Genomic DNA, 23,583 nt, shown 5'->3' on the forward strand with positions numbered 1-23,583 from the left:
GTGTGCTAGACCAGTTTGCTAAACCCTTATGCAAGATCACTGTGCTATACCAGTGTGCTATACCCTTATGCTATACTAGTTTGTTAACCCCTTACGCTAGACCACTGTGCTATACCAGTGTGCTAGACCAGTGTGCTAAACCCCTATGCTAGACCAGTGTGCTAAACCCTTATGCTAGACCAGTGAGCTAGACCAGTTTGCTAAACAAAAAATGGTGTGCTGTATTCCGGCTGCATAGTATTGCTGCGCAAAAAGACGCTAGGCCGGCATACAGCACACCATTTTTTTTGAAGACGATCTAAGAGATCATCTAACCAGTTTACTAAACCAGTGTGCTAGATCCTTATGCTAGACCAGTGTGCTATAGACCAGTTTGCTAACTCCTTACGCTAGACCACTGTCCTAATCCAGTGTGCTATACCCTTATGCTAGACCAGCGAGCTAGACCAGTTTGCTAAACCCCTGCGCTAAAGAATGGTGTTTAGCAAACTGGAACTTGGTTGGGAGGCCTGGTCACTCTACCGCTTTGTAGGTAACCTTCTGACTAAGCTTTACACCAGCAATTACCGATGAAATAGTCTCGGGATATTGATCCTGATTGTAAGTGTAAACGAAGGTCTGGTTGTTCGCTGGCTTTGACGGATAGGTACAGCTGCTGATATTATTCAGGCTGGACAGGAAGAGCTTGCCCGGCTCTTCAATTACAAAAAGCCAGGCACATCCTGCGTTTTTAAAAAGGCCATTCTTGTCATCATAAAGATAGCCTGCGGTAAATGCAGCATTAGAGTTTTGTTCCCTGATCAGGTTTCCTTTTTTCTCGTAAAATCGCTCTTCAGTATTGGTTAGTATTTCCTGGCCATTGTAATAAAGAATACTGCTGATCAGCAAATCACTGCTATAGCTGAATGCGTAAGACCCAACCTTTTTGTACACATTTCCAGTCGTGGCATAGTTCGCTGCTTTGATCACTCTGTTTGCATTATCTAATCTGTATTCGGTGTAAGCAATCATTTCCTCACCATCATAATGCACAAGAGCATAGGGCATGCCGCCGGGGGTAAACTCCAGTACTGTACTTGTCCCATCGCCATACTCTATTTTGGACAGGGAATAGTTTGTGGTATAACTGAAAGACATTTTTGATTTTCCCGTTCCGATCTGGGTAGGGACCAAATTTTTTTCGGGCAGAGTGGGGACTGATGGTTTGTTGTCCGCAATTTTTTCCGGTGCCGGATCATTTCGTTTGCAGGCTGCCAGTATGCTCAATCCGATGCACAGGTAAAACGGCAGAATTTTCAGGTAAGCTTTCATAATCTTAATAGTTTAATTATTTAAGTTCTAACTTAATTCTGTTTGTGCTTACACTGGTTATTTAATTAAAAAAAATCGTCATTTATTTAATTCGGGTGTTGTTGATTTATTTTGAAATATTCACAAACAAAGTGTCGTTTTTTCCGGTTATAACTCATATTTTAATCTCAGATTTGTTCAGTTTCTTTGATTCCCATCTTTAAAATTATATGGAAATAATTCATTTGAGTGCAGAATGTTATCCGGTCGCGAAAGTTGGCGGCCTGGGTGATGTTGTTGGTGCTCTGCCAAAATATCAGAACAAGCTCGGGCACTTTTCTAAAGTGGTTATGCCTGCCTACAACAATTCCTTTATGCGGGAAAATGAGTTTGAGGTAGTGTATGATGCCTGGGTAAACCTGGGACGTGACGGATATCCCGTTCGCATCCTCAGGGAAAAAACAAATAAACTTGGATTTGATCTGTACCTTGTTCATATTCCCGGACTAACCGACAGGGATAAGGTTTATGGATATGGCGATGATACAGAACGGTTTATTGCATACCAGATTGCTGTGCTCGACTGGATCAGCCAGTGGGAACACCGTCCGGATGTAATCCACTGCCACGATCACCATACGGGGCTTGTGCCCTTTATGACGGCCAACTGCGAGCGTTATAAAAGCCTGAACCATATTCCTACGATACTCACTATCCACAATGCGCAGTACCAGGGACAGTTTGGATGGGATAAATTGCATTATCTGCCGGCCTTCGACCTATGGAAATCGGGCATGCTGGAGTGGAAGAATGCCATCAACCCACTTGCTTCGGCCATCAAATGTGCCTGGCGTGTAACTACAGTTTCTCCAAGTTACCTTGATGAACTGAGCCAGCGCGCAAACGGACTGGAAAGCCTGCTGAGCATGGAACGCGGAAAGTCGTCCGGCATCCTCAATGGTATTGACAATGAGGTATGGGACCCTAAAAAGGACCCGATGCTTGAAAAAACTTACAATTTCAGGACAGTAGACAGTGGTAAAAAGGCAAACAAAGCGGCCTTATGTGCTGTTTTTAACCTGGATCCATCAAAGCCTCTCTTTACATTTATCGGAAGACTGGTAGGAGAAAAGGGTGCAGATCTGTTACCGGATATTTTTCACAATGCGCTGGCACATAGCCGGGGAAATATTAATATTCTGGTTTTAGGGTCAGGTGACCCTGTTGTTGAAGGAAAATTATCAGAACTTCAACATTGGTTTTCAGGTAATTATAATGCTTATATAGGGTACAATGAAAAGTTGTCTCACCAGATTTATGCAGGGGCAGATTTTCTGCTGATGCCATCGAGAGTTGAACCATGCGGGCTCAACCAGATGTATGCGCTGAGATATGGAACGATACCTATCGTTAGAAGGATCGGGGGCTTAAGGGATACTGTTACAGATATCGGTGATGGCGGATTTGGAATTTGCCACGATCAGACAAGCGTTTGGGATGTTGGCCAGGCAATGGGCAGGGCTTATGAGCTGTACAAGGATAAAAAAAGAATGAAGGAGATCCTCAAATATACAATGCAACTGGATCATTCCTGGGATAAGGCAGCCCAACAATATATAGACACATACCAAATGTAAATTAATAATTATATGACTGAAAAAGTATTAGGAGTTATTCTTGGCGGTGGTCAGGGCTCCAGATTATCACCACTTACCCAAACGCGTTCAAAGCCGGCAGTTCCGATTGCGGGTAAGTACCGTTTGGTAGATATTCCTATTTCCAATTGCCTGAACTCCGGTATACACCGTATGTTCGTATTAACGCAGTTTAACTCTGCCTCTCTGAACAAACATATCAAGAACACTTATTACTTCAGTCATTTTAGTGATGCATTTGTTGATATCCTTGCAGCAGAGCAGACTCCCGACAATCCTACATGGTTCCAGGGAACGGCGGATGCGGTGAGACAAACGATGCACCATTTGTTGCAACATGAGTTTGAATATGTCCTGATCCTGTCGGGAGATCAGCTTTATCAGATGGATTTCAATGAAATGCTGCAGGCGCATGAAGCAAGTGGTGCAGCAGTAACACTGGCGACCATCCCGAGCACAGCAAAAGACGCTACGAGTTTCGGTATCCTGAAAGCTGATGAGAATAATATCATTACTTCATTCATAGAAAAACCGAGCAGCGATCTGCTGGTAGACTGGGCATCTGATACCGGCGCTGAAATGCAGGCTGAGGGCAGGAACTACCTGGCTTCAATGGGTATATATATTTTCAATCGTGATTTGTTGTTGAGCATTTTTGCGGAGAATCCTGATGAAAAGGATTTTGGAAAAGAAATTATCCCAAGAATGTTGAAAGAGCAGAAAGTACTGAGTTTTCAATATGAAGGATACTGGACGGACATAGGTAATATCTGTTCTTTCTTTGAGGCAAACCTTGGGCTTACTGATGATATTCCTAAGTTTAATCTTTTTGACAGTCATCAGAGTATCTTTACACGTCCACGCATGTTGCCACCAACGAAGATCTTAAGCTCTTCACTTGATAAAGCCGTGATCGCTGAGGGGTGTATCCTGAATGCAGATTATATCAAACACTCTGTGATCGGCATCCGTTCCAGAATTGGTAACGGAACAACGATCGAAAATGCCTATATTATGGGTAGCGACCGTTATCAGACACTTGGAGAAATCGCCGAGGAGAACGGGAAAGGCAACCCGCTGATTGGTATCGGAGACCGATGCAGGATCATGAATGCAATTGTAGATAAAAATGCCAGAATAGGTAATGATGTACAGATCAATGGCGGGCCGCACATGGCCGACGGTGATTTTGAATCATATGCTGTGAAAGATGGTATTGTAGTGGTGAAAAAAGGCGCCATGATTTCGAACGGTACTGTCATAGGATAAATTCCTGTTAAAAAATAATAAAGCGGAGGATGTTGAGCAAACATCCTCCTTTTTTTTACCCGCTGCGGTATTAATGTGTGCCGCCCAGTTCGGCGGCAATCTCAAGCATTCCTTCCTTAAATCCGGCTTCGTACCCTTTTTTGAAGAATTCAAGAAAAGTTTCCTCTAATTCCTTGTTCAGCCGGCCATTTTCCATTTCCTTCTGTATGGCTTCTTCGGCGGCCTGATCGGGATTGTAAATTTTAAAAATGCTTTTTCGCTTTTTCAATCCGGCGGAGTACAGATCTTTTTGTTCAGGGCTTAAAGCTGCAAACTCAGCAGCCTCAAAAACTTTTGCAAAGCTTTCGCCCTGCAGTGATGACGGGATCTGCTCAAGATGCCGCAGATGTTTCAGGAGGTAGAACCATTTGTCCAGTTCTGTTTTCAGATCGTTGCCTGCCTTTTGGAATGCAGGTATTTCCAGTAATTTGACACCCATTCTGCCGGCAGGATTTTTCTTCCTGTTTACTTTGGTAAAAGTCGCTTCACGGTAATAGGGATCCTCTGTATCGCCGGCAGTAAAATCAATCAGGATCAGCACATACATTTCTTTCAGCAGGAACTCCGGCCCCTGTTTACCTGATTCCATTTCTGTGAAAAAACCGGTGCTGAACTTGCCCGAACTGTTCCTGAAAAATTCTTCATCTAGCCGCCGGATGGTCACCTGGAACTCTGTTTCATCTTTTTCTTTGCAAATCAGCTCAGAAAGCACACTTTTGCCGTTGTCCCTGTTTTTTTGAGCAGGCATAAAAACAACATCTACGATCTGTTTTTTTCCTTCAAAAACAGCATTTAGAAATTTTAGCAGGATTCCTTTATTGGGCTCGCTGCCAAAAAAGTGTTTGAATCCGAAATCTGTTAAGGGGTTAATGTAACGATTTATTTCTGACATAGTTAATGAATTAGATGTCAAATGTAACTTTCGTTATTTATTAAAGCAAATATATTTAATATTAAATTAATTATTAGTATAATTTGTTTTGCTTCAATTTCTCTTTAATTTAATTGTGATCATTTGTTTAGTTCGTGCAAACGTGTTTTTTTTAATTAAATCACAATTCTAGTATTGTTTTCTGTGGGATGCCCGGTACAGATCAGCACTCGTCCCTGTGCCATTTCCTGGTCGGTAAGTATTTCATTGTAATCCATTCTCACATGGCCTGAGGTACAGGTGGCCACGCATGAACTGCAAATGCCTGCCCTGCAGCTGTATGGAACATTGATCTCATGCTCCAGTGCCACCTGAAGAATCCTTTTATACCAGGGCACTTCCAGCTGGTAAGTCTGCTGGTTATATTCAAGTACTACCGTATACGTATTTTTATCACTGACCTCTTTCTCAGTCATATCATCATCATCCGCCTCGTCGTCGGGAATAAAATAGGTTTCCTTTTTGATCTGATCCAGGCAGTAGCCCATTGCCAGGAGCGATATCCGGCAGGTGACCATATAATCAATGGGGCCACAGGTATAACACAGGGCATCTGCCTGGTCAAATTCAAGATTTGCTGCAACAAGTTCCTGGATCAAAAAGCTATTTAACCTTGCAAACTGTAATCTTTTTGCATCGCTGAACAGATATATCAGTTTAAACCTTTCGGGGTATTTTTGCTGCCAGATATTAAGTTCGTCAAAAAACAAAGTACTGGACTGCGACCTGTTACTGTAGATCAATACCACCCTGGTATATTTTTCTTTCACCAATGCAGTTTTCAGGATAGAGAACACGGGTGTGATGCCAACCCCTGCGGCAAATAGAAAGACCGTGCGGCGGATTTCCTCCACAGGATGATAAGTAAACAGACCATTGGGAGCTAAGGCTGTAAAGAGATCGCCGACTGCCGTTTTATGGTGCAGGTGTTTGGAGATCTCGCCGTTTTCAACCAGTTTAACAGCAATGCTCAGGGGTTCATCCACATCCGGCGAACTGCAGATCGAATAGGAGCGCCTGATCTCTTTTCCGTTGACCACAAACAATACGGTGAGAAATTGTCCCGCTTCATAATAAGGCATTTTACCATCAAGGGGAGCTAACTGAATAAAGACATTGTCACCGGGCTCTTTTGAAATCGCTGTGATGCGGAACTGTATTGTGGTCATTCTGCAAATCTATCGATTTACTTTAAACATAATTGAACACCAGTGAGAAGATCGTTCTCTCGCGTGGCACAGAACTTACTTCCAGACTTCCATAATGCATTTTCATGATATTCCTGGTGATTGTAAGCCCTATTCCCGAGCCGTTCTTCCGTGTGGTAAAGAAAGGGACAAAAATCTTTTCCAGCAGATCGGGTTCAATTCCTTTTCCATTATCGGCCACATCGATAAAGAGCTTGTTCTGTTCAAGCCGGTAATCAATCTCTATCAACGGGTTTTCTGTTTCTTCAAGGGAATGGATGCTGTTGGTGACCAGGTTTATGAGCGCCTGTTCTACTAGCTTGAGGTCTACATTCACCGTGATCTTAGACGAAGTTTGCCCTACCTGCAGCCTGATGTTTTTTGCTGCAGCAAAGGGCTGCATCAGCACATGGATATGCTGCAGTATCCCGCCAATACTGTGAAATTCCAGTTCTGGTGTGGGCAGTTCTGCAATCAGCCTGTAGTCCTTTACAAAGCCCAACAACCCTTCTGATCTTCTTTTGATCGTTTGTATGGCCGGTTTAAGATCTTCAAGGTCTTCCTTGCTCAGAAAGTCTTTATTCAGCACCATGCTGTTTACGGTATCGGACAGGGAACTGATAGGGGTGATGGAATTGAGGATCTCGTGTGAGATTACTCCGATCAGCCGGTTCCAGGCTTCAATCTCCTTCTGCTCAATCTCATCTTTAATATTCTGGAAGGATACGATTGTATAATCTGCGCCGTAAAGATTGAGTGGGATGACCTCGGTGGACAGCTGGATAAGTTTATCCTGTATCTTCAGTTCCAGAAACCTTTTTCCCCCTTTACGGATCTGTTCAATTTCTGTAGTGAAAACCGGCAGGTGCTGTTTTAGCCGGTGCCAGTATTTGTAGGCAGGTACGTTCAGCAGGCTTGCAGCGGCCTCATTAAAGAAAGCGATCTCTATTTGTCCTGCGCTGTTTTTTGTTTCCTTTACAACAATCACGCCCACAGGAACCTGCTGCAGAATCGTTTTGATCAGCTGGAACATGGCATCCTGCTCCAGCTGGATGTCTTTGTGTGTTTTGATGATGTCGTCAAACGAGCTGTACAGATCAGGGAAACTTCCTTTGGTACTTTTATTCTTAAAATTCAGGGTATGGTCGCGTGTTTTAATCGCCAGGATAAAGCGTTTAATGTCAGACCTGATCTGGTTGATATAGCTGTACAGCGACACCACTGCCATCAGCAGAATAAAGGAAATACCTGCAATGGTAAACCAGAGCCGTGTTTTCAGGATCAGGTAGCCCAGCAGGATGGCCAGGATGTTGATGAACAATAGTTTGAATATCAGCCTGAAGGTAAAGCGCTCATAAAACATAGGCCTATAATCCGAATTTTTCTATCCTGCGGTATAATGCAGCACGTGTGAGTCCCAGTTCTGCCGCGGCACGCGAAATATTGCCTTTATGGTTATCTATCGCCTTTTGTACCATCATCCTTTCCATTTCTTCGAGATCCATATTCGCAGTTACCGGAGTGCTGCTGCCAAACCGCTGCGGGCTCAGCTGCAGGTCGGTTTCGGTAATCTCATGGCCGTCGGCCATAATAATGGCCCTTTCTATCACATGCTGCAGTTCGCGTACATTTCCCGGCCAGTGGTAATTGAGCAAAGTCTTGCCGGCTTTATCATTAATGCGGCTGATGCTTTTATGGTATTTGGTACTGAAAGTCTGCAGGAAATGATCGGCCAGCAGCAGGATATCTTCGGCACGCTCATGCAGGGGCGGCAGCATCAGTTCTACAGTGTTGATCCTGAACAGCAGGTCCTGCCTGAAAGTTCCTTTGCCTACCATCTCATTCAGCGGCATATTGGTGGCCGTGATCAGCCGCACATTCACTTTACGCTCCCTGCTTTCCCCCAGCCTGGTGACCGTCCGGTTCTGCAGTACGGTCAGCAATTTCGACTGCAGGGGCAGCGACAGGTTACCGATCTCGTCCAGAAAGATTGTCCCGTTATCGGCAAGTTCAAATCTCCCCGGCCTGTCGTCCCTGGCATCAGTAAAAGCGCCTTTCGCATAGCCAAACAGTTCGCTTTCAAACAGGTTCTCATTCAGGGAACCAAGATCCACGTGCATGAAGATATGGTTCTTGCGGAGCGAGTGTTTATGCAGTTCATAGGCAAATACCTGTTTCCCTGTACCATTTTCTCCGAGGATCAGAACATTGGCATCAGTAGGGGCTACCTTGGTCAGCGTATGCTGCAGGTGTTTAATGGGCCCAGATGTGCCGATGATGTTCTCAAACTTGCGGGCGATATCGTTTTGCAAAGAAGAGTGGATCTTCTCCAGTTTTTTTACTTTCCTGGTAGAAGCCCGCAGTTTGGAGGCCGCTGAAAGTGTAGCGTAAAGCTTATCGTTCTCCCAGGGCTTTAGTATAAAATCTATCGCTCCTTTTTTGATGGCCTGAACGGCCAGCTCTACGTTGCCGTAAGCAGTCATGAGAATTACCACATAATCTTTGTCAATAGAAAGGATATGCTCCAGCCAGTACAGGCCCTCGCGCCCGTCGCTCGCGCCCTTCTGATAGTTCATATCCAGCAGGATAATATCGATATCATTATGGCTGAGGAGGACATTGATCTCCTTCGGGGATTTGCAGGTGACTACCTGGTTAAAGTGCTGTTTTAAAAACAGTTTGGCACTCAGCAGGATGTCGTCATCGTCATCAATCACTAAAACGTTGGCTTCTGTCATTTTACAAGATTTATCCAAAAATAATTGAAATGTCCGATGTTGTACATCAAGTGTCCGATAACGAACGGTGTTTTTCAAAATAAATATTTAAAACGTTGAAATATAGTGCTTTGACTGTGTATTTTTTCTTTGGCATATCCTTGGCATAGGGGATAGCAGAACTACAGGTACAACAATGGATAAGATTATAGAGAAAAAGAGATTTAGTAAGAAAATGATATTTATGGCCATAGGCGGTGTATTGCTTATAACACTGGTAGCTTACGGTTATAAATTATCCTTAAGCAAAGTATATAAGGCAGATGCTGATAAACTGACCATCAGCAAAGTACAGTACGGTGACTTTGAGGATGTAGTATTATTGAATGCCAGTGTAGTACCGCTGACTTCTGTAATTGTAAGTTCATCAGAGGGCGGTACCGTAGCCGAGATCTTTGTAGAAAATGGTGCCAGTGTAACAAAAGGCACGCCTTTGCTCAGGATTGCCAATCCGCATGCACTTTCCGGTTACACCACCAGCGAAACAGGTATCATCGAGCAGCAGAACCAGCTGCGCAAGGTTCGTTTAGACCTGGAGCAGAACCAGCGGGTAATGACACAGGACATGATGGTGATCGAAGATGCCCTGCGCACAGCGAGGCGCAAGTTTAGGATTGACAGTGCCCTGTTTGCGAAAAAGGTAATTACTAGAGAAGAATTTAATACTTCGAGCCAGGATTATGATTATAACAAAGGCCGGAAAGAGATCATGAAACAGGCCGTGAAACAGGAAAACCAAAGCCGGGTAATGCAGCTGCAGCAAATTGATTTTTCTGTGGGCCGCATGAATGAGAGCCTGGAATCTATCCGGGAGAATATTGAGAACATGACGATCAAAGCCCCGGTATCAGGCAGGTTATCATCCTATGACCCAGTGGTGGGTAAATCTTATGCCGCCAATGAAATGCTGGGCAAGATTGATGTATTGCAGGGTTATAAACTGCAGGCAGGAGTGGATGAATATTATGTGAACAGGGTGAAGGAAGGACAAACTGCCAATTGCGAGTTTAATGGCAAAACATATGAGCTGCGGGTGAGCAAGGTAATTCCTGAGGTTACGGCAGGCCAGTTTCAGGTAGAACTGGTATTCCTGGGAAAATCACCGGATGAACTGCGCAGAGGTTTATCTTTACAGGTAAAGCTTACCCTGTCTGACAACAGTAAATCGTTGCTGCTTGCCCAGGGACAGTTTTTTCAAAGCACCGGCGGCTCCTGGGTGTTTGTGCTGAAAGATGGCAGAGCCCAAAAAAGAAATGTGAAGATCGGCCGCAAGAACTATCAGTACTATGAAATTATGGAAGGACTGCAAAAGAATGAGGAGGTGATTACCTCGTCATATGACCAGTTTAACCAGTACGACGTGATCGAAGTGAGTAAATAGAGCGATTTGCTGCATTTGATCAGTAGAGGTGACTGCTCAGTAATAAGTAATTAGCAAACAGAGGATAAAAAGATATAAATCATAAATAAGAATATCATGATAAAAATTGAGAACCTGGAAAAAGTATACAAGACGGAGGAAATAGAAACAACTGCATTGAACGGGATCAATATGCATGTCAAAACCGGTGAGTTCGTCTCCATCATGGGGCCTTCAGGTTGCGGTAAATCTACCTTGCTCAATGTGATGGGCTTACTGGATAAACCTGAAAGCGGCAGTTACAAGTTCCTGGAAACTGAACTGCTGACGATGAATGATAAGCAACGTTCAAATTTCCGTAAGCAGAATATGGGTTTTGTATTCCAGAATTTTAACCTGATCGATGAACTGACGGTATTCGAAAACATTGAATTGCCCCTGATCTATAATAAGGTTCCGGCTACAGAACGGAAGCGGCTGGTGAATGAGATCATTGAAAGGATGAACATCGTGAACCGGAGCGGGCATTTTCCGCAGCAGTTATCCGGCGGTCAGCAGCAGCGGGTTGCGGTAGCGCGTGCGCTGGTAACCAAGCCAAAGCTGGTGCTGGCGGATGAGCCTACAGGTAACCTGGACAGTTCACATGGTAACGAAGTAATGGAACTGCTTTGTGAACTGAACGAGCAGGGAACAACCATCGTGATGGTGACCCACTCCTCGCATGATGCCAGTTTTTCCAACCGGATCATTAATCTGAAGGATGGGCATGTGATCTCAGAAAAGATCAATAAAAGCCGTACAGAAGAATTGATTTAGTCATAAAATACCATTTAGGTGATGGAATACCATTCGGGGTAGCTGGTGCATTTGAAGATTTCGTCTGGGGGTCTTCAAAGCACTGGCGGTCCTGATGGTCATGGAGAAAATAAAAAATAAACCCTGTTGCTATGTTCAAGCTCAACTTTAAAATAGCCTTAAGAAACATCTGGAAGAATAAGACCTCTTCACTAATCAATATCAGCGGACTGGCAATTGGTTTGGCCGCCTGCCTGATGCTGCTGCTCTATGTGTCTTATGAATGGAATTTTGATAAACAGAGTAAAGACGACGCCAATACCTATCAGGTGATGATGAACCACAGAGGCGTAGACGGACAGATTACGGAAACGGGACAAAGTACATCGAATGTAATAGCGCCATTGTTTAAGCAAAAATACAGTTGGGTAAAGACATCAGCCAGGCTAAGCTGGGCCGCGCCATATCTGGTGTCTGCAAATCATATCGGTTTTAAGAAAACAGGGGCATTTGCTGATCCGGGTATCCTGGATATTTTTAATTACACATTTATTTATGGTGATGAGCGTACTGCTTTGAATGCGCCAAATAGCGTAATCATTACAGAATCAACAGCCCGGCTATTTTTCGGTACCACGGATGTGCTGAATAAATCTATCCGTTTTCAGAATGCGCTGGACCTTAAAATTACAGGAGTGATCAGGGATCTGCCGGCCAATATGTCCAGATCTTTTGATTATCTGATGCCATGGTCCTTTTATGAGTCGCGGTTTGACTGGGCAAAGAAACCAAACTGGCAAAACTATAGTTTTACCACATTACTAAAAATAGATCCTCAAACTAATGTAGATCAAATCAATTCCTCTATTAAAGATCTATACCTGCAGAACGGTCTTAAGTTAAAAGTTGAACCATACCTTTTCCGTTACAGCAAATTGCATTTGTACGGCAATTTTGTCAACGGTATCAGTACCGGGGGCAGCATTACCCAGTTGCGTTTGTTTATGGGACTGGCTATCGGGATTTTGCTGATTGCTTGCATCAACTTCATGAACATGGCTACAGCCAAATCTGAAAAGCGGGCCAAGGAGGTCGGCATTAAAAAAACCATTGGTGCTACAAGAAGCAGCTTAATCAGTCAGTTCCTGATGGAATCCCTTGTTTTAACATTACTTGCGGCAGTGTTTGCTGTTGTACTGATCGAGATGTGCCTTCCATTTTTCAATCATCTTTTGGGGATTGAACTGGGTATTAATTATTCAGGTGCATCTATATGGCTGGGCTTGCTTGCAGTTGTGCTTGTTACTGGGCTCATCGCCGGCAGTTATCCCGCATTTTATCTCTCCTCGTTTAATCCTGTTCAGATTTTCAGGAAAAGGAGCCAGAGCAAAGGCATTCTTTCTGTCAGCCTCAGACAAGTACTGGTAGTTGGTCAGTTCTCTTTTGCCGTAATACTGATCATCGCCACCACCGTAATATATCAGCAAATCCAGTTTATTAAAAACAGGCCGGTGGGGTATCAGATCAATAACCTGGTGGAAATGGAACAGGATGGGGAGCTGTATGCTAAATTTGAACTATTAAGGTCTAAACTGCTTGAATCGGGCGCGGTATCCTCTGTTTTGCAATCTTCTACGACCATCACCAGAGAGCTTTCCAGTATTGCCAGATGTGCATGGCCGGGTTCTTCTGAAGATGACAAGCTACGTAATTTTAATACCATCGCCACTACCTATGGATTTGTAAAAACTACGGGAATTAAATTGTTATATGGCAGGGATTTTTCACCAAAATTTGCGTCAGATACCAATGGCATTCTTATTAGTCATTCTGCTATGAAGGTAATGAATATGAAAAATCCGATCGGTCAGGTTGTGTTTCACGATGGCGATAAAGCTGTGATCGTAGGCGTTTTCGAAGATTTTATCCTTGGTTCTCCCTTTAGCACTGAAAAACCTTTAATCATCCATTTCAATAAAGAATGGAGCGGGATCGTTACCATGAGACTCAATCCTGGGCATCCTGCAGCAGAGAATATCGCTGCGATAGAAAAGATTGTAAAGCAGATCAATCCTGCATATCCTGTAAATGTCACTTTTGTAGATGAACTTTATGCGAAAAAGCTTACCGAGCAGCGAAGACTTGGCATTTTATCCAACCTCTTCGGCGGACTGGCCATCTTCATTTCCTGCCTCGGATTATTCGGCCTGGCATCCTACAGTGCGGAGCAGCGGACAAAAGAAATTGGCGTAAGAAAAGTCCTTGGCGCATCAGTGTCCAGTCTGATGCGGTTGTTGTCCTTCAGCTTCCTGAAAATGGTAGGCATCGCGATTATCATTTCAATACCTGTTGCAAATTATATCATGTCCAACTGGTTAAAAAGTTTTGAGTTTCATACTTCGGTGAACTGGGTGGTGATCCTGTTGGCGGCGGCCGGCACGATAGGAATCGCCCTGTTCACCGTTAGTTTCCAGGCTTATAAAGCTGCAAAAGCAAATCCGGTAGAAGCATTAAAATACGAATAAAGATCAATAGTAAGCAAGATAAGTTATCCTAAACCCCTGTGAGCATGTTTAAACTTAATTTCAAAATCGCTTTAAGAAATATCTGGAAGAACAAAACTTCTTCACTGATCAATATCAGCGGCCTGGCTATAGGGTTAGCGGCCTGTCTGCTGTTGCTGCTCTATGTTGCTTATGAATGGAACTTTGACGGACAAACCTTCGATCCTTCAAATACGTATAAGGTTTTGATCAACAATGTTGATGCAAACAAGAAAATCACAAACACCTGGCAGGCATCAACCAATGCAATAGCACCGCTTTTTAAAAGTGAATACCCCGAAGTCAATGCAGCCGCGAGAATTGACGGGGCAGGAATGAAACTGATTGCCAACGGAAGAAAGAGCCTCAAGAGGACGGCTTGCTTTGCCGATCCTGACATCCTGAACATCTTTGATTATAATTTTACGGCTGGCGATGCGAAAAGCGCCATGGTAGCCCCCAATAGTATTATTATTACGGAATCTACAGCGAAAGATCTGTTTGGCACTACAGATGTGCTCAACAGGTCTGTTCATTTTGATGACAAGATTGATTTGAAGATCACCGGAGTGATCAAAGACCTGCCTAAAAATACCTCAGTTTTCTTTGATTTTCTGATGCCCTGGTCGCTTGATGAGGCCCTGACTCCCTGGATCAAAACTCCTTCATGGGGCAACTTTAATTATAATACCGTGGTCAGGATGAATCCTGGAACAGATCCCGAAAAGTTTAACCTTGGTATCAAAGGGTTTATGCACCGCCATAACCAATATGCAGACGGGCAGCTGATGATTTTTCCACTTAATAAATTGCATCTGTACGATACCTTCCTTAATGGCGCAAGTATAGGAGGTAAAATCGAGCAGCTGCGGTTATTTATGGGCTTAGCAATAGGGATTTTGCTGATTGCCTGTATCAATTTCATGAACATGGCCACAGCAAAGTCTGAGAAACGTGCAAAAGAAGTTGGTATTAAAAAAACCATTGGTGCTACCAGAAGCAGTTTGATCAGTCAGTTCCTGATGGAATCGCTTGTGCTTACCCTATTAAGTGCCGTACTGGCAATTGTGCTCATCGAATTATGTATTCCAGTCTTCAATAACCTGCTTGATACCAGTTTAAAAATTAACTACTCCAACATAGCTATCTGGCTCAGTCTTTTTGTAGTTGTTTTATTGACAGGTTTGATCTCCGGAAGTTATCCCGCTTTTTACCTTTCATCATTTAACCCGGTGCAGATCCTCAGGAAAAGAACTTTCAGGTCAGGATTGATTTCCATCAACCTGCGCCAGGTATTGGTAGTTGGACAGTTCTGCTTTGCAATTATCCTGATCATTTCTACTATCGTGATCTATAAACAGATACAATTTATCAAAAACCGGCCAATTGGCTATGATATCAATACACTGGTTCAAATGCCGCAGGAAGGCGAGCTATACGGTAAATTTGATTTACTCAAAGAGCGGCTGCTCAGATCCGGCGCAGTAACTTCACTTTATCAATCGTCAGGAACTATTGCCAATCATACTTCATCTTTCTCCGGAATGGAATGGAAAGGCTCAACAGAAGCAGATAAGAGCATTGATTTTTCACAGATTGCTGCAACATATGATTTTATACAAACCACGGGCCTGAAATTAATTGCCGGCAGGGATTTCTCAAAGAACTTCGCTTCAGACTCTGCTGCTCTATTGTTAAATGCCACGGCAGTGAAACTCATGAACTTAGCAGACCCAATTGGGCAACCCGTAATGTATCATGGCAATAAGTTTACGGTAGTTGGTGTATTTCAGGACTTTATTCAGGATGCTCCTGGCTCTAAAGAATCACCACTGGTGGTTGCCTTTACCAAAGGATGGGGCGGCGTGGTAACGATGCGCTTGAATACTGCAAATACTGTTGCCGAAAACCTGGCAACGATAGAGAAAGTGGTGAAAGATATTAATCCTGCTTATCCTGTGGAATTGACTTTTGTAGATCAGCTTTATGCCGCAAAACTAAAGGCACAGCGGGTACTGGCCATTTTGTCTAACCTTTTTGGAGGCCTCGCCATCTTTATATCCTGTCTTGGATTATTTGGACTTGCCGCATACAATGCAGAACAGCGTACAAAAGAGATAGGCGTCAGAAAGATCCTTGGCGCATCTGTTTCCAGCCTGATGCAGTTATTATCATTCAGCTTCCTGAAAATGGTAGGTTTCGCCATCATCATCTCCGTTCCCATCGCCACATATCTGATGAATAACTGGCTGAAGGGGTTTGATTTCCACACCAATGTGAGCTGGATCATCATACTGGGTACCGCCCTCGGTACTCTGGCAATTGCATTGCTGACGGTTAGCTTTCAGGCATATAAAGCTGCTAATGCAAACCCTGTTGATGCACTTAAATACGAATAATGATATGTTCAAGCTAAATCTAACTATCGCTTTGCGGAACCTATGGAAGAATAAAACTTCTTCGATGATCAATGTCAGCGGACTGGCTATTGGCCTGGCATCCTGTATGTTGCTGCTGCTGTATGTCTCCTATGAGTGGAGCTTTAACAAGCAGACAAAGGATGATAAAAACGTTTATCAGGTGATGATCAATTTTGACGGCCCGGCAGGCAGTATCAGCGGCACAGGTACAAGCACCCCAAATACAATCGCGCCCGCCCTAAAGGAGACTTACCCTGCTGTGAAAGCAGCAAGCCGGATTGGTGATGCTGATACCAGACTCATTGCCAATGGCAGAAACAGCTTTAAGAAGATTGGCCGTTTTGCCGATGCAGACATCCTCAAAATATTCGATTATACTTTTATTGCCGGAGACGAGGCAACGGCACTAAATGCACCAAACAATATAGTAGTCACGGCATCAACTGCAAAACTGCTTTTTGGTACTACAGATGTGCTTAACAGATCTGTCCGCTTTGAAGACAGGGTAAACCTTAAAATCACCGGAGTGATCAGAGACCTTCCGGACAATACCTCTATCAAACTTGATTACCTGATGCCCTGGACATTATTTGAAAACCTGTACGAATGGACTAAACGGCCAATGTGGACCAATAATAACTGGACTACCCTGGTACGGCTAAATCCTGATGCGAATGCAGAAATGCTGAATGCTTCCATAAAAGGGATGATTAAAAAACATGTAGCTGATGCCACATCTTCCCCAATGATTTTTCCTTTCAGCAGAGTGCATTTATATGGCACATTTACCGAGGGAAAGAGTACAGGGGGAGAAATTGAACAACTGCGTTTATTTATGGGACTTGCCATAGGCATCTTGCTGATTGCCTGTATCAATTTTATGAATATGGCTACCGCAAAATCAGAGAAGCGTGCCAAAGAAGTGGGGATTAAAAAAACTATCGGAGCCACACGCGCAAGCCTCATCAGCCAGTTCCTGATAGAATCGCTGGTGCTCACTCTTTGCAGTGCCGTGATGGCAATTGTGCTGGTAGAAGTTTTTCTTCCGCTGTTCAATAACCTGCTTGGCATAAAGATGAATATCGTATATGCTAACCCTTACCTCTGGATGAGCCTGATCGGTATTGTGCTCTTTACAGGAGTTGTAGCCGGCAGTTATCCTGCTTTTTACCTGTCCTCTTTTAATCCGCTGCAGGTGCTGAGAAAGAGAAGGTCCGGCCGCGGGATGTGGTCTGTTAGCCTCAGGCAGGTGCTGGTTGTGGTACAGTTTACCTTTGCAGTGATCCTGATCATTTCCACTACAGTGATCTACAGACAGATACAGTACCTTAAAAATATTCCTCTTGGCTATGATGTAAATCAGCTGGTAGAGTTGCCACAGGATGGACAGCTGGAGGCAAAGTTCGAGCTGTTAAAAGAGCGTTTAATGAAGTCGGGCGCGATACAGGGGATCTGCCAGTTATCGGGCAGCATGGCTGATTACAATTCTAATTTCTGGGGCATGGAATGGCCTGGATCAACCGAAACCGACAGGCATATGGTTTTCAGCCAGCTTGCTACAACATATGATTTTGCAAAGACTACAGGATTAAAACTGGTAGAAGGCCGGGATTTTTCCCGTCAGTTTTCTTCAGACACCTCGGCCATGATGCTCAGTGTTTCTGCCGTTAAGGTGATGAACCTGGTTCATCCCATTGGGAAAATCGTAAAATATCAGGGAGACTTACGCAGGGTTGTTGGTGTGTTCCAGGACTTCATCTGGGGTGCTCCCTACAGAAAACAGGATCCAATGGTGGTAGCATTTAGAAAAGAGGGCACCGGGTATGTGACGTTGCGCCTCAACCCTGCAAATACTCCATCAGCAAACCTTGCGGTAGTGGAGCGGATCGTAAAAGACATCAATCCTGCCTATCCCGTAGAATTTAAGTTTGTTGATGAGCTTTATGGCCAGAAACTGAAGTCCCAGAAAATACTTGGGCTGCTGTCTAATATTTTTGGCGGACTGGCAATCTTTATCTCCTGTTTGGGTTTGTTTGGCCTCGCTGCCTACAGTGCAGAGCAGAGAACAAAAGAGATCGGTGTCAGGAAAGTACTGGGCGCCTCAGTTGCCAATCTGATGCAGCTACTGTCTCTGGGCTTCCTCAAAATGGTTGTCCTGGCCATCGTCATTGCCATTCCGGTGGCAAACTATATGATGAACAGCTGGCTGAAGAAGTTCGATTTCCATACCGGGATCAGCTGGATGATTATTGTGATGGCAGCCATTGGTACCATCGCCATTGCGTTGCTGACAGTCAGCTATCAGGCATATAAAGCTGCAAAAGCCAATCCCGTTGATGCTTTGAAATATGAATAATAGCTGTGTTTACGTCCCTTCAAAAAATAAAAGATCATGTTTAGATTAAATTTTAAAATAGCACTCAGAAACCTTTGGAAGAATAAAGGTTATACACTGATTAATGTGGGGGGGCTGGCAATAGGCCTGGCCAGTTGTATGGTTTTACTCTTGTATGTAGCCTACGAATGGGGATATGACAGGCAATCAAAGAATTTTGCAGATACCTATGTAGTTTATCAGCACCAGCCATCCAGTACAGGTACCATGAGCTGGGCCTGGACGCCGGGGGTGCTTGCCCCGGACCTGGCGGCCTCGGTTCCGGGGGCTGTTACCGCTTCCCATTCCAGTTATCCGGAGGCACAATTGCTGACATACCATCAAAATTTCTTCAAAAAGCCGGGTGTTTACAGCGATCCGCAGTTTCTGAAGATGATGGATTATAAATTTTTGAAAGGTAACCCTGACCGTGCACTCCGTGAGGTCAATTCTATAGTCCTTACCGAAACCATGGCAAAAAATCTATTCGGAGATGAGGACCCGATCAATAAAGTAATCAAATTCAATAATAAAGAGGAACTAAAAGTGGATGGCGTAATTGCTGACATTCCAAAAAACAGCAGTATAATATTTGACTACCTTATGCCATGGAGCTTTTGGGAAACGCAGCTTCCATTTATAAAAGCATCTGGCTGGGGAAATAACTTTTGTCTGACACTGCTCCAGTTGCAAAAAGGCCAGGACTATAGCAAAGCCAATGAACTTGCAAGCCAGGTGTTACGCAAACATCAAAATGGTGCCACAGGCTACTATTCTCTTCATAAATTATCAAAATGGCATTTATACAACGAATATCAAAACGGTAAGCCGGTAGGGGGCAAGATTGACCAGGTCAGGATCTTTTTTCTCCTCGCCTTCTGTATCCTTTTGATTGCCTGTGTGAATTTTATGAACCTGTCAACAGCAAGGTCTGAAAAAAGGGCAAAAGAAGTAGGTGTACGTAAGGCAATCGGATCAACCAGAGCATCGTTGATGGGGCAGTTTATGCTTGAATCGCTTTTGCTCTCCATCCTGGGTATGATGGTCGCTTTTGTTTTAATAGAGATGAGCCTGCCTTACTTTAATGGTTTGTTACATACAGAGTTGCTGATTGAGTATTCAGACTGGAAGTTTTGGGCAGTATTCGGCGGGCTCACACTTGTAACGGGATGTATTGCCGGAAGTTACCCAGCCTTTTATCTTTCTTCCTTTGAACCTTTACAGGTTTTAAAAGGATTTAAAATGACCGGAAGTACTTCTCTTTCAGTCAGGCAGGTGCTGGTAGTCTTCCAGTTCGTATTTGCTGCCTGCCTGATCATTTGTACAGCGGTGATCTATCAGCAGTTAAACTATATCAAAGGAAAATCTATAGGGTATAATAAAAATAATCTCATTGAAATTCCCCTTCAGGGACCGATGCGGGCGAATGAACAGAAAATGAAACTTTTGAAGGACCAGCTTTTAAAATCTGGTGCAGTTACCGATGTCACTTTCTTTAGCAGAAGCATCAGTGAAGGAGGACATAACACATTTGGTGTGAGCTGGCAGGGCAAAAGCCCCAAAGAAGAAGTGTTGTTTAACTACCGGTCCACAGGATACGATTTTCCAAAAACGATGGGTTCCGGTATGATCAGCGGTAGGGATTTCTCTCCTGAATATACTGATAGCACAAATGTGATCGTGAATGAAACTGCGGTTAAAACCATGGGATTAAAAAACCCTGTTGGATCAGTTATTGAATTTTGGGATAAGCCTGTTAAAATTATTGGGGTGATGAAAGATTTTGTGATGGAGAATCCGTATAGCCAGACTGCCCCCATGATTATTTATAATAAAATGGAAGACACAGAAGTGGTACTGGCGCGCCTTAATGCAAGGGCCAATGTAAGTTCCTCCATTGAAAAAATCAAGGAAGTAACCGAAAAGCTAAACCCGGGATTTCCTGTAGATACAAAATTTGTGGATGACAGTTTTGAGGAGAAATTCCAGAATGAAAAACTGCTGGGGATTATTGCCAACTGGTTTGGCGGTTTTGCCATTTTCATTTCCTGCCTCGGATTACTCGGACTGGCCCTGTTTATGGCTGAGCAACGGAAAAAGGAAATCAGCATTCGAAAGGTATTGGGTGCAAGTAACATGAACATCCTGACACTGCTCAATAAAGATTTTATCAAACTGGTGGTGATAGCAGATTTGATTGCCTTTCCAATTGCCTACGTAATTGTAAACAAATGGCTGTCCGCTTACAGTTTCAGGGTTTCAATCTCCGTGCTGCCTTTTGCGATAGCATTATGCCTCTCCCTGATCATCGCCATTTTAACAGTAAGTGTGCAATCCGTTAAGGTAGCGAAAGCAAACCCTGTTGATGCCCTGAAATATGAATAACACCTCAAACTAACCGGAAATGTTTAAACTCAATTTGACCATCGCCCTGCGCAACCTTTGGAAAAATAAGGTGTCTTCTTTCATCAATGTGATTGGATTAGCAATAGGACTTGCGGCATGTTTGATGTTGCTGATATATGTATTTTATGAATGGAATTTTGACAAGCAGTCTAAAAACGCTGACAGCATTTATACAGCACTAACCAATGTGCGGGATAATAGTGGTAAGATCATGGTAACTTTTGAGGGCACAACCACTGCCTTTGCTCCGGCCCTGAAGGAAGAAATACCTGAAGTGAAGTATATCTCCCGGTTAAATTATGGCAGCGACAGAAACCTGATTGCCAACGGACAGAACAGCTTTAAAAAACTGGCGAAATTTGCCGATCCTGATTTTCTGAAGATGTATGACTACCAGTTTATTTATGGAGATCCTGGTACCGCGATGTCTGATCCAAATTCGATTATTCTTACTGAGGGCACCGCGCAGACCTTATTCGGGTCTAAGGATGTTCTGAATAAGACTATACGTTTCCGGGACCAGTTTGATCTGAAAATCACCGGAGTCATCAAAGACCCCCCCGCAAACAGTTCTAACCAGTTTGACTATCTGATCCCCTGGTCGTTTTACCAGACCATCGATGCTGATGCCAAAGATATCAACTGGACTAATTACTCCATCAATGCGCTTGTTTCGCTGAACCCGGGTGCAAATGTGGATGTGGTAAATACAAAAATAGCAGCCTTGCTTAAAAAACACGACAACCAGAAATATCCTGCACAATTCCTGTATCCACTAAGTAAAATGCACCTGTATGGAAAATTTGAAGAGGGTAAAAGTGTGGGCGGCGCAATAGAAAAGATCTGGCTGTTTATGGGGCTTGCCATCGGTATCTTACTTATTGCCTGTATCAATTTTATGAACATGGCGACTGCCAAATCAGAAAAACGCGCAAAAGAAGTGGGCATAAAAAAGACCATTGGCGCAACCCGCAGTTCATTGATCCTCCAGTTTCTAACGGAATCGCTGGTACTCACCATATTCAGTGTGTTAATGGCAATTGCCCTGGTAGAACTCTGCTTGCCTGCTTTCAACAATTTGCTTGGCACTGATATGCACCTGCCATACTTGCAGGGCTACATTTTGCTATGGATCGTAGGTATTGTTCTTTTTACCGGTTTTGTTGCAGGCAGTTATCCGGCATTTTATCTTTCCTCATTTAACCCCGTTGAAACTCTCCGCCGAAAAACAGGCAAGGCTAAATTTCTGAATATAGGATTCAGGCAAATACTCATCGTGGGGCAGTTTTGCTTTACCATTATGCTGATTATCGCCACGCTTGTGATTTACAAACAGATCCAATACGTAAAAAACAGGCCTTTGGGGATCGACGCCAATGCCCTGGTTGAGATGCCACAGGATGGTGCCCTGAAAACAAGATTCAATGAACTCAGGGAGCGTTTGCTTAAAAGCGGTGCCGTTACCAGTATGTATTATTCCTATTCTGGTTTAGCGCATCATGATAATAACTTCAGCGGAATGCGCTGGCCGGGAATGAAAGAAGAAAACACCGTGCTGTTCAACAAAGTATTTACCACCGTTGATTTTATCAAAACTACAGGACTAAAACTCACTGATGGCAGAGATTTTTCAGAAAAATACGCCTCCGATAGCGCTGCGGTATTGATCAGTAAATCAGCAGTAAAAACAATGGGCTTAACCGATCCTGTGGGGAAAGTACTGCAAGTGTTTTCAGACAAGGTAACTGTGATTGGAGTTTTCGAAGATTATGTATGGGATTCTCCCTACAAGGCAAATAATCCAATGATCGTTAATCTGAATAAAAAGTACCCGAACGTGATCACGATGCGGTTAAATGCACAAAGAGGCCTGCAGGAAAACGTAGAGACAATAGAAAGAATTACAAAGCAGCTTAATCCGGCTTATCCGGTAGAAGTAAGCTTTATCAGTTCTGTTTATGGAGATATGTTTAAGCAGGAAAAAATCCTTGGGGTGCTGTCAAATATTTTTGGTGCGCTGGCGGTGTTCATCTCATGTTTAGGCTTGTTTGGACTGGTGGCTTACAGTGCAGAGCAGCGCACTAAAGAGTTTGGTGTCAGAAAGGTTCTCGGCGCTTCAGTGTACAGCCTCATGCAGTTACTGTCGCTTTCGTTTATAAAGATGATTGCCTTTGCAATACTGATCGCTGTTCCACTGGCATATTATGGTATGGGAATATGGCTGCAAAAGTTCGAGTTCCACACCAGTATATCCTGGTGGATCATCACGGTTGCAGCATTAGGTACATTGCTGATCGCTTTCCTGACGGTGAGTTATCAGGCCTACAAAACAGCAACATCCAACCCTGTTGATGCCTTGAAATACGAATAATGATATACATCACATTCAGGCCAGGCGGGTTTTTAGGGAACCCACTGGTATGAGGAGGTGTACGATTGATAGTTATAGGGATGTTTCTATTAATTAACGCATACGTTGGCTTCTTAGGTCTGGTCTGCAACATGTTGCACTACAGATTAAAAGAAGCCGGTGTATG

The 23,583-nt window shown here is 43.7% G+C and carries 14 protein-coding genes; 9 read left to right on the forward strand and 5 right to left on the reverse strand.

Annotated features, from left to right (window positions below; translation table 11 throughout):
- Window positions 1-513 precede the first annotated feature (513 nt).
- Window positions 514-1,311 (reverse strand): hypothetical protein, encoded by a 798-nt coding sequence (locus FN831_RS14830; protein WP_142528969.1) that lies wholly within the window; start codon window positions 1,309-1,311, stop codon window positions 514-516.
- A gap of 209 nt (window positions 1,312-1,520) precedes the next feature.
- Between FN831_RS14830 and FN831_RS14835 the strand changes: the two genes are divergently transcribed.
- Complete coding sequence (locus FN831_RS14835; protein ID WP_142528970.1) at window positions 1,521-2,927, forward strand: glycogen synthase; 1,407 nt, start codon at window positions 1,521-1,523, stop codon at window positions 2,925-2,927.
- A 12-nt stretch (window positions 2,928-2,939) separates the two neighbouring features.
- Entirely contained in the window at window positions 2,940-4,214 is a 1,275-nt protein-coding gene (locus FN831_RS14840; protein WP_142528971.1) for a glucose-1-phosphate adenylyltransferase, read from the forward strand.
- Window positions 4,215-4,284: 70 nt separating this feature from the next.
- Here the strand turns inward: FN831_RS14840 and FN831_RS14845 are convergent, their stop codons facing one another.
- The 4 genes from FN831_RS14845 to FN831_RS14860 form a co-directional block, all read right to left on the reverse strand.
- Entirely contained in the window at window positions 4,285-5,145 is an 861-nt protein-coding gene (locus FN831_RS14845) for a PD-(D/E)XK nuclease family transposase (protein WP_142528972.1), read from the reverse strand.
- Between the two features lie 155 nt (window positions 5,146-5,300).
- Window positions 5,301-6,353: a ferredoxin--NADP reductase gene (locus FN831_RS14850; protein WP_142528973.1), complete on the reverse strand. Its 1,053-nt coding sequence runs from the start codon at window positions 6,351-6,353 to the stop codon at window positions 5,301-5,303.
- 22 nt (window positions 6,354-6,375) lie between these two features.
- The gene (locus FN831_RS14855; protein WP_142528974.1) at window positions 6,376-7,734 is read right to left on the reverse strand and encodes a sensor histidine kinase; all 1,359 of its coding nucleotides are present in this window, start codon (window positions 7,732-7,734) and stop codon (window positions 6,376-6,378) included.
- Between the two features lie 4 nt (window positions 7,735-7,738).
- Window positions 7,739-9,109 carry a sigma-54-dependent transcriptional regulator gene (locus FN831_RS14860; protein WP_142528975.1) on the reverse strand — a complete coding sequence of 457 codons (1,371 nt, stop codon included), beginning with the start codon at window positions 9,107-9,109 and terminating at the stop codon, window positions 7,739-7,741.
- A 175-nt stretch (window positions 9,110-9,284) separates the two neighbouring features.
- On the opposite strand from FN831_RS14860, the gene FN831_RS14865 reads away from it, so the two are divergent.
- From FN831_RS14865 to FN831_RS14895, 7 genes are all read left to right on the forward strand, one after another.
- A complete protein-coding gene (locus FN831_RS14865; protein WP_142528976.1) occupies window positions 9,285-10,529 on the forward strand; it encodes an efflux RND transporter periplasmic adaptor subunit in 1,245 nt (414 codons plus the stop codon).
- Window positions 10,530-10,625: 96 nt separating this feature from the next.
- Complete coding sequence (locus FN831_RS14870) at window positions 10,626-11,324, forward strand: ABC transporter ATP-binding protein (protein ID WP_142528977.1); 699 nt, start codon at window positions 10,626-10,628, stop codon at window positions 11,322-11,324.
- 131 nt (window positions 11,325-11,455) lie between these two features.
- Window positions 11,456-13,828 (forward strand): ABC transporter permease, encoded by a 2,373-nt coding sequence (locus tag FN831_RS14875; RefSeq protein WP_142528978.1) that lies wholly within the window; start codon window positions 11,456-11,458, stop codon window positions 13,826-13,828.
- Window positions 13,829-13,872: 44 nt separating this feature from the next.
- Complete coding sequence (locus FN831_RS14880) at window positions 13,873-16,245, forward strand: ABC transporter permease (RefSeq protein ID WP_142528979.1); 2,373 nt, start codon at window positions 13,873-13,875, stop codon at window positions 16,243-16,245.
- Between the two features lie 4 nt (window positions 16,246-16,249).
- Complete coding sequence (locus FN831_RS14885) at window positions 16,250-18,622, forward strand: ABC transporter permease (protein WP_185960493.1); 2,373 nt, start codon at window positions 16,250-16,252, stop codon at window positions 18,620-18,622.
- A gap of 36 nt (window positions 18,623-18,658) precedes the next feature.
- Window positions 18,659-21,025, forward strand: a complete 2,367-nt coding sequence (locus FN831_RS14890; protein WP_142528981.1) for an ABC transporter permease — start codon at window positions 18,659-18,661, stop codon at window positions 21,023-21,025.
- Window positions 21,026-21,044: 19 nt separating this feature from the next.
- A complete protein-coding gene (locus FN831_RS14895) occupies window positions 21,045-23,417 on the forward strand; it encodes an ABC transporter permease (RefSeq protein ID WP_142528982.1) in 2,373 nt (790 codons plus the stop codon).
- Window positions 23,418-23,583 lie beyond the last annotated feature (166 nt).

This window comes from Pedobacter westerhofensis (assembly GCF_900182595.1).
In the GTDB taxonomy this organism is placed as follows: domain Bacteria; phylum Bacteroidota; class Bacteroidia; order Sphingobacteriales; family Sphingobacteriaceae; genus Pedobacter; species Pedobacter westerhofensis.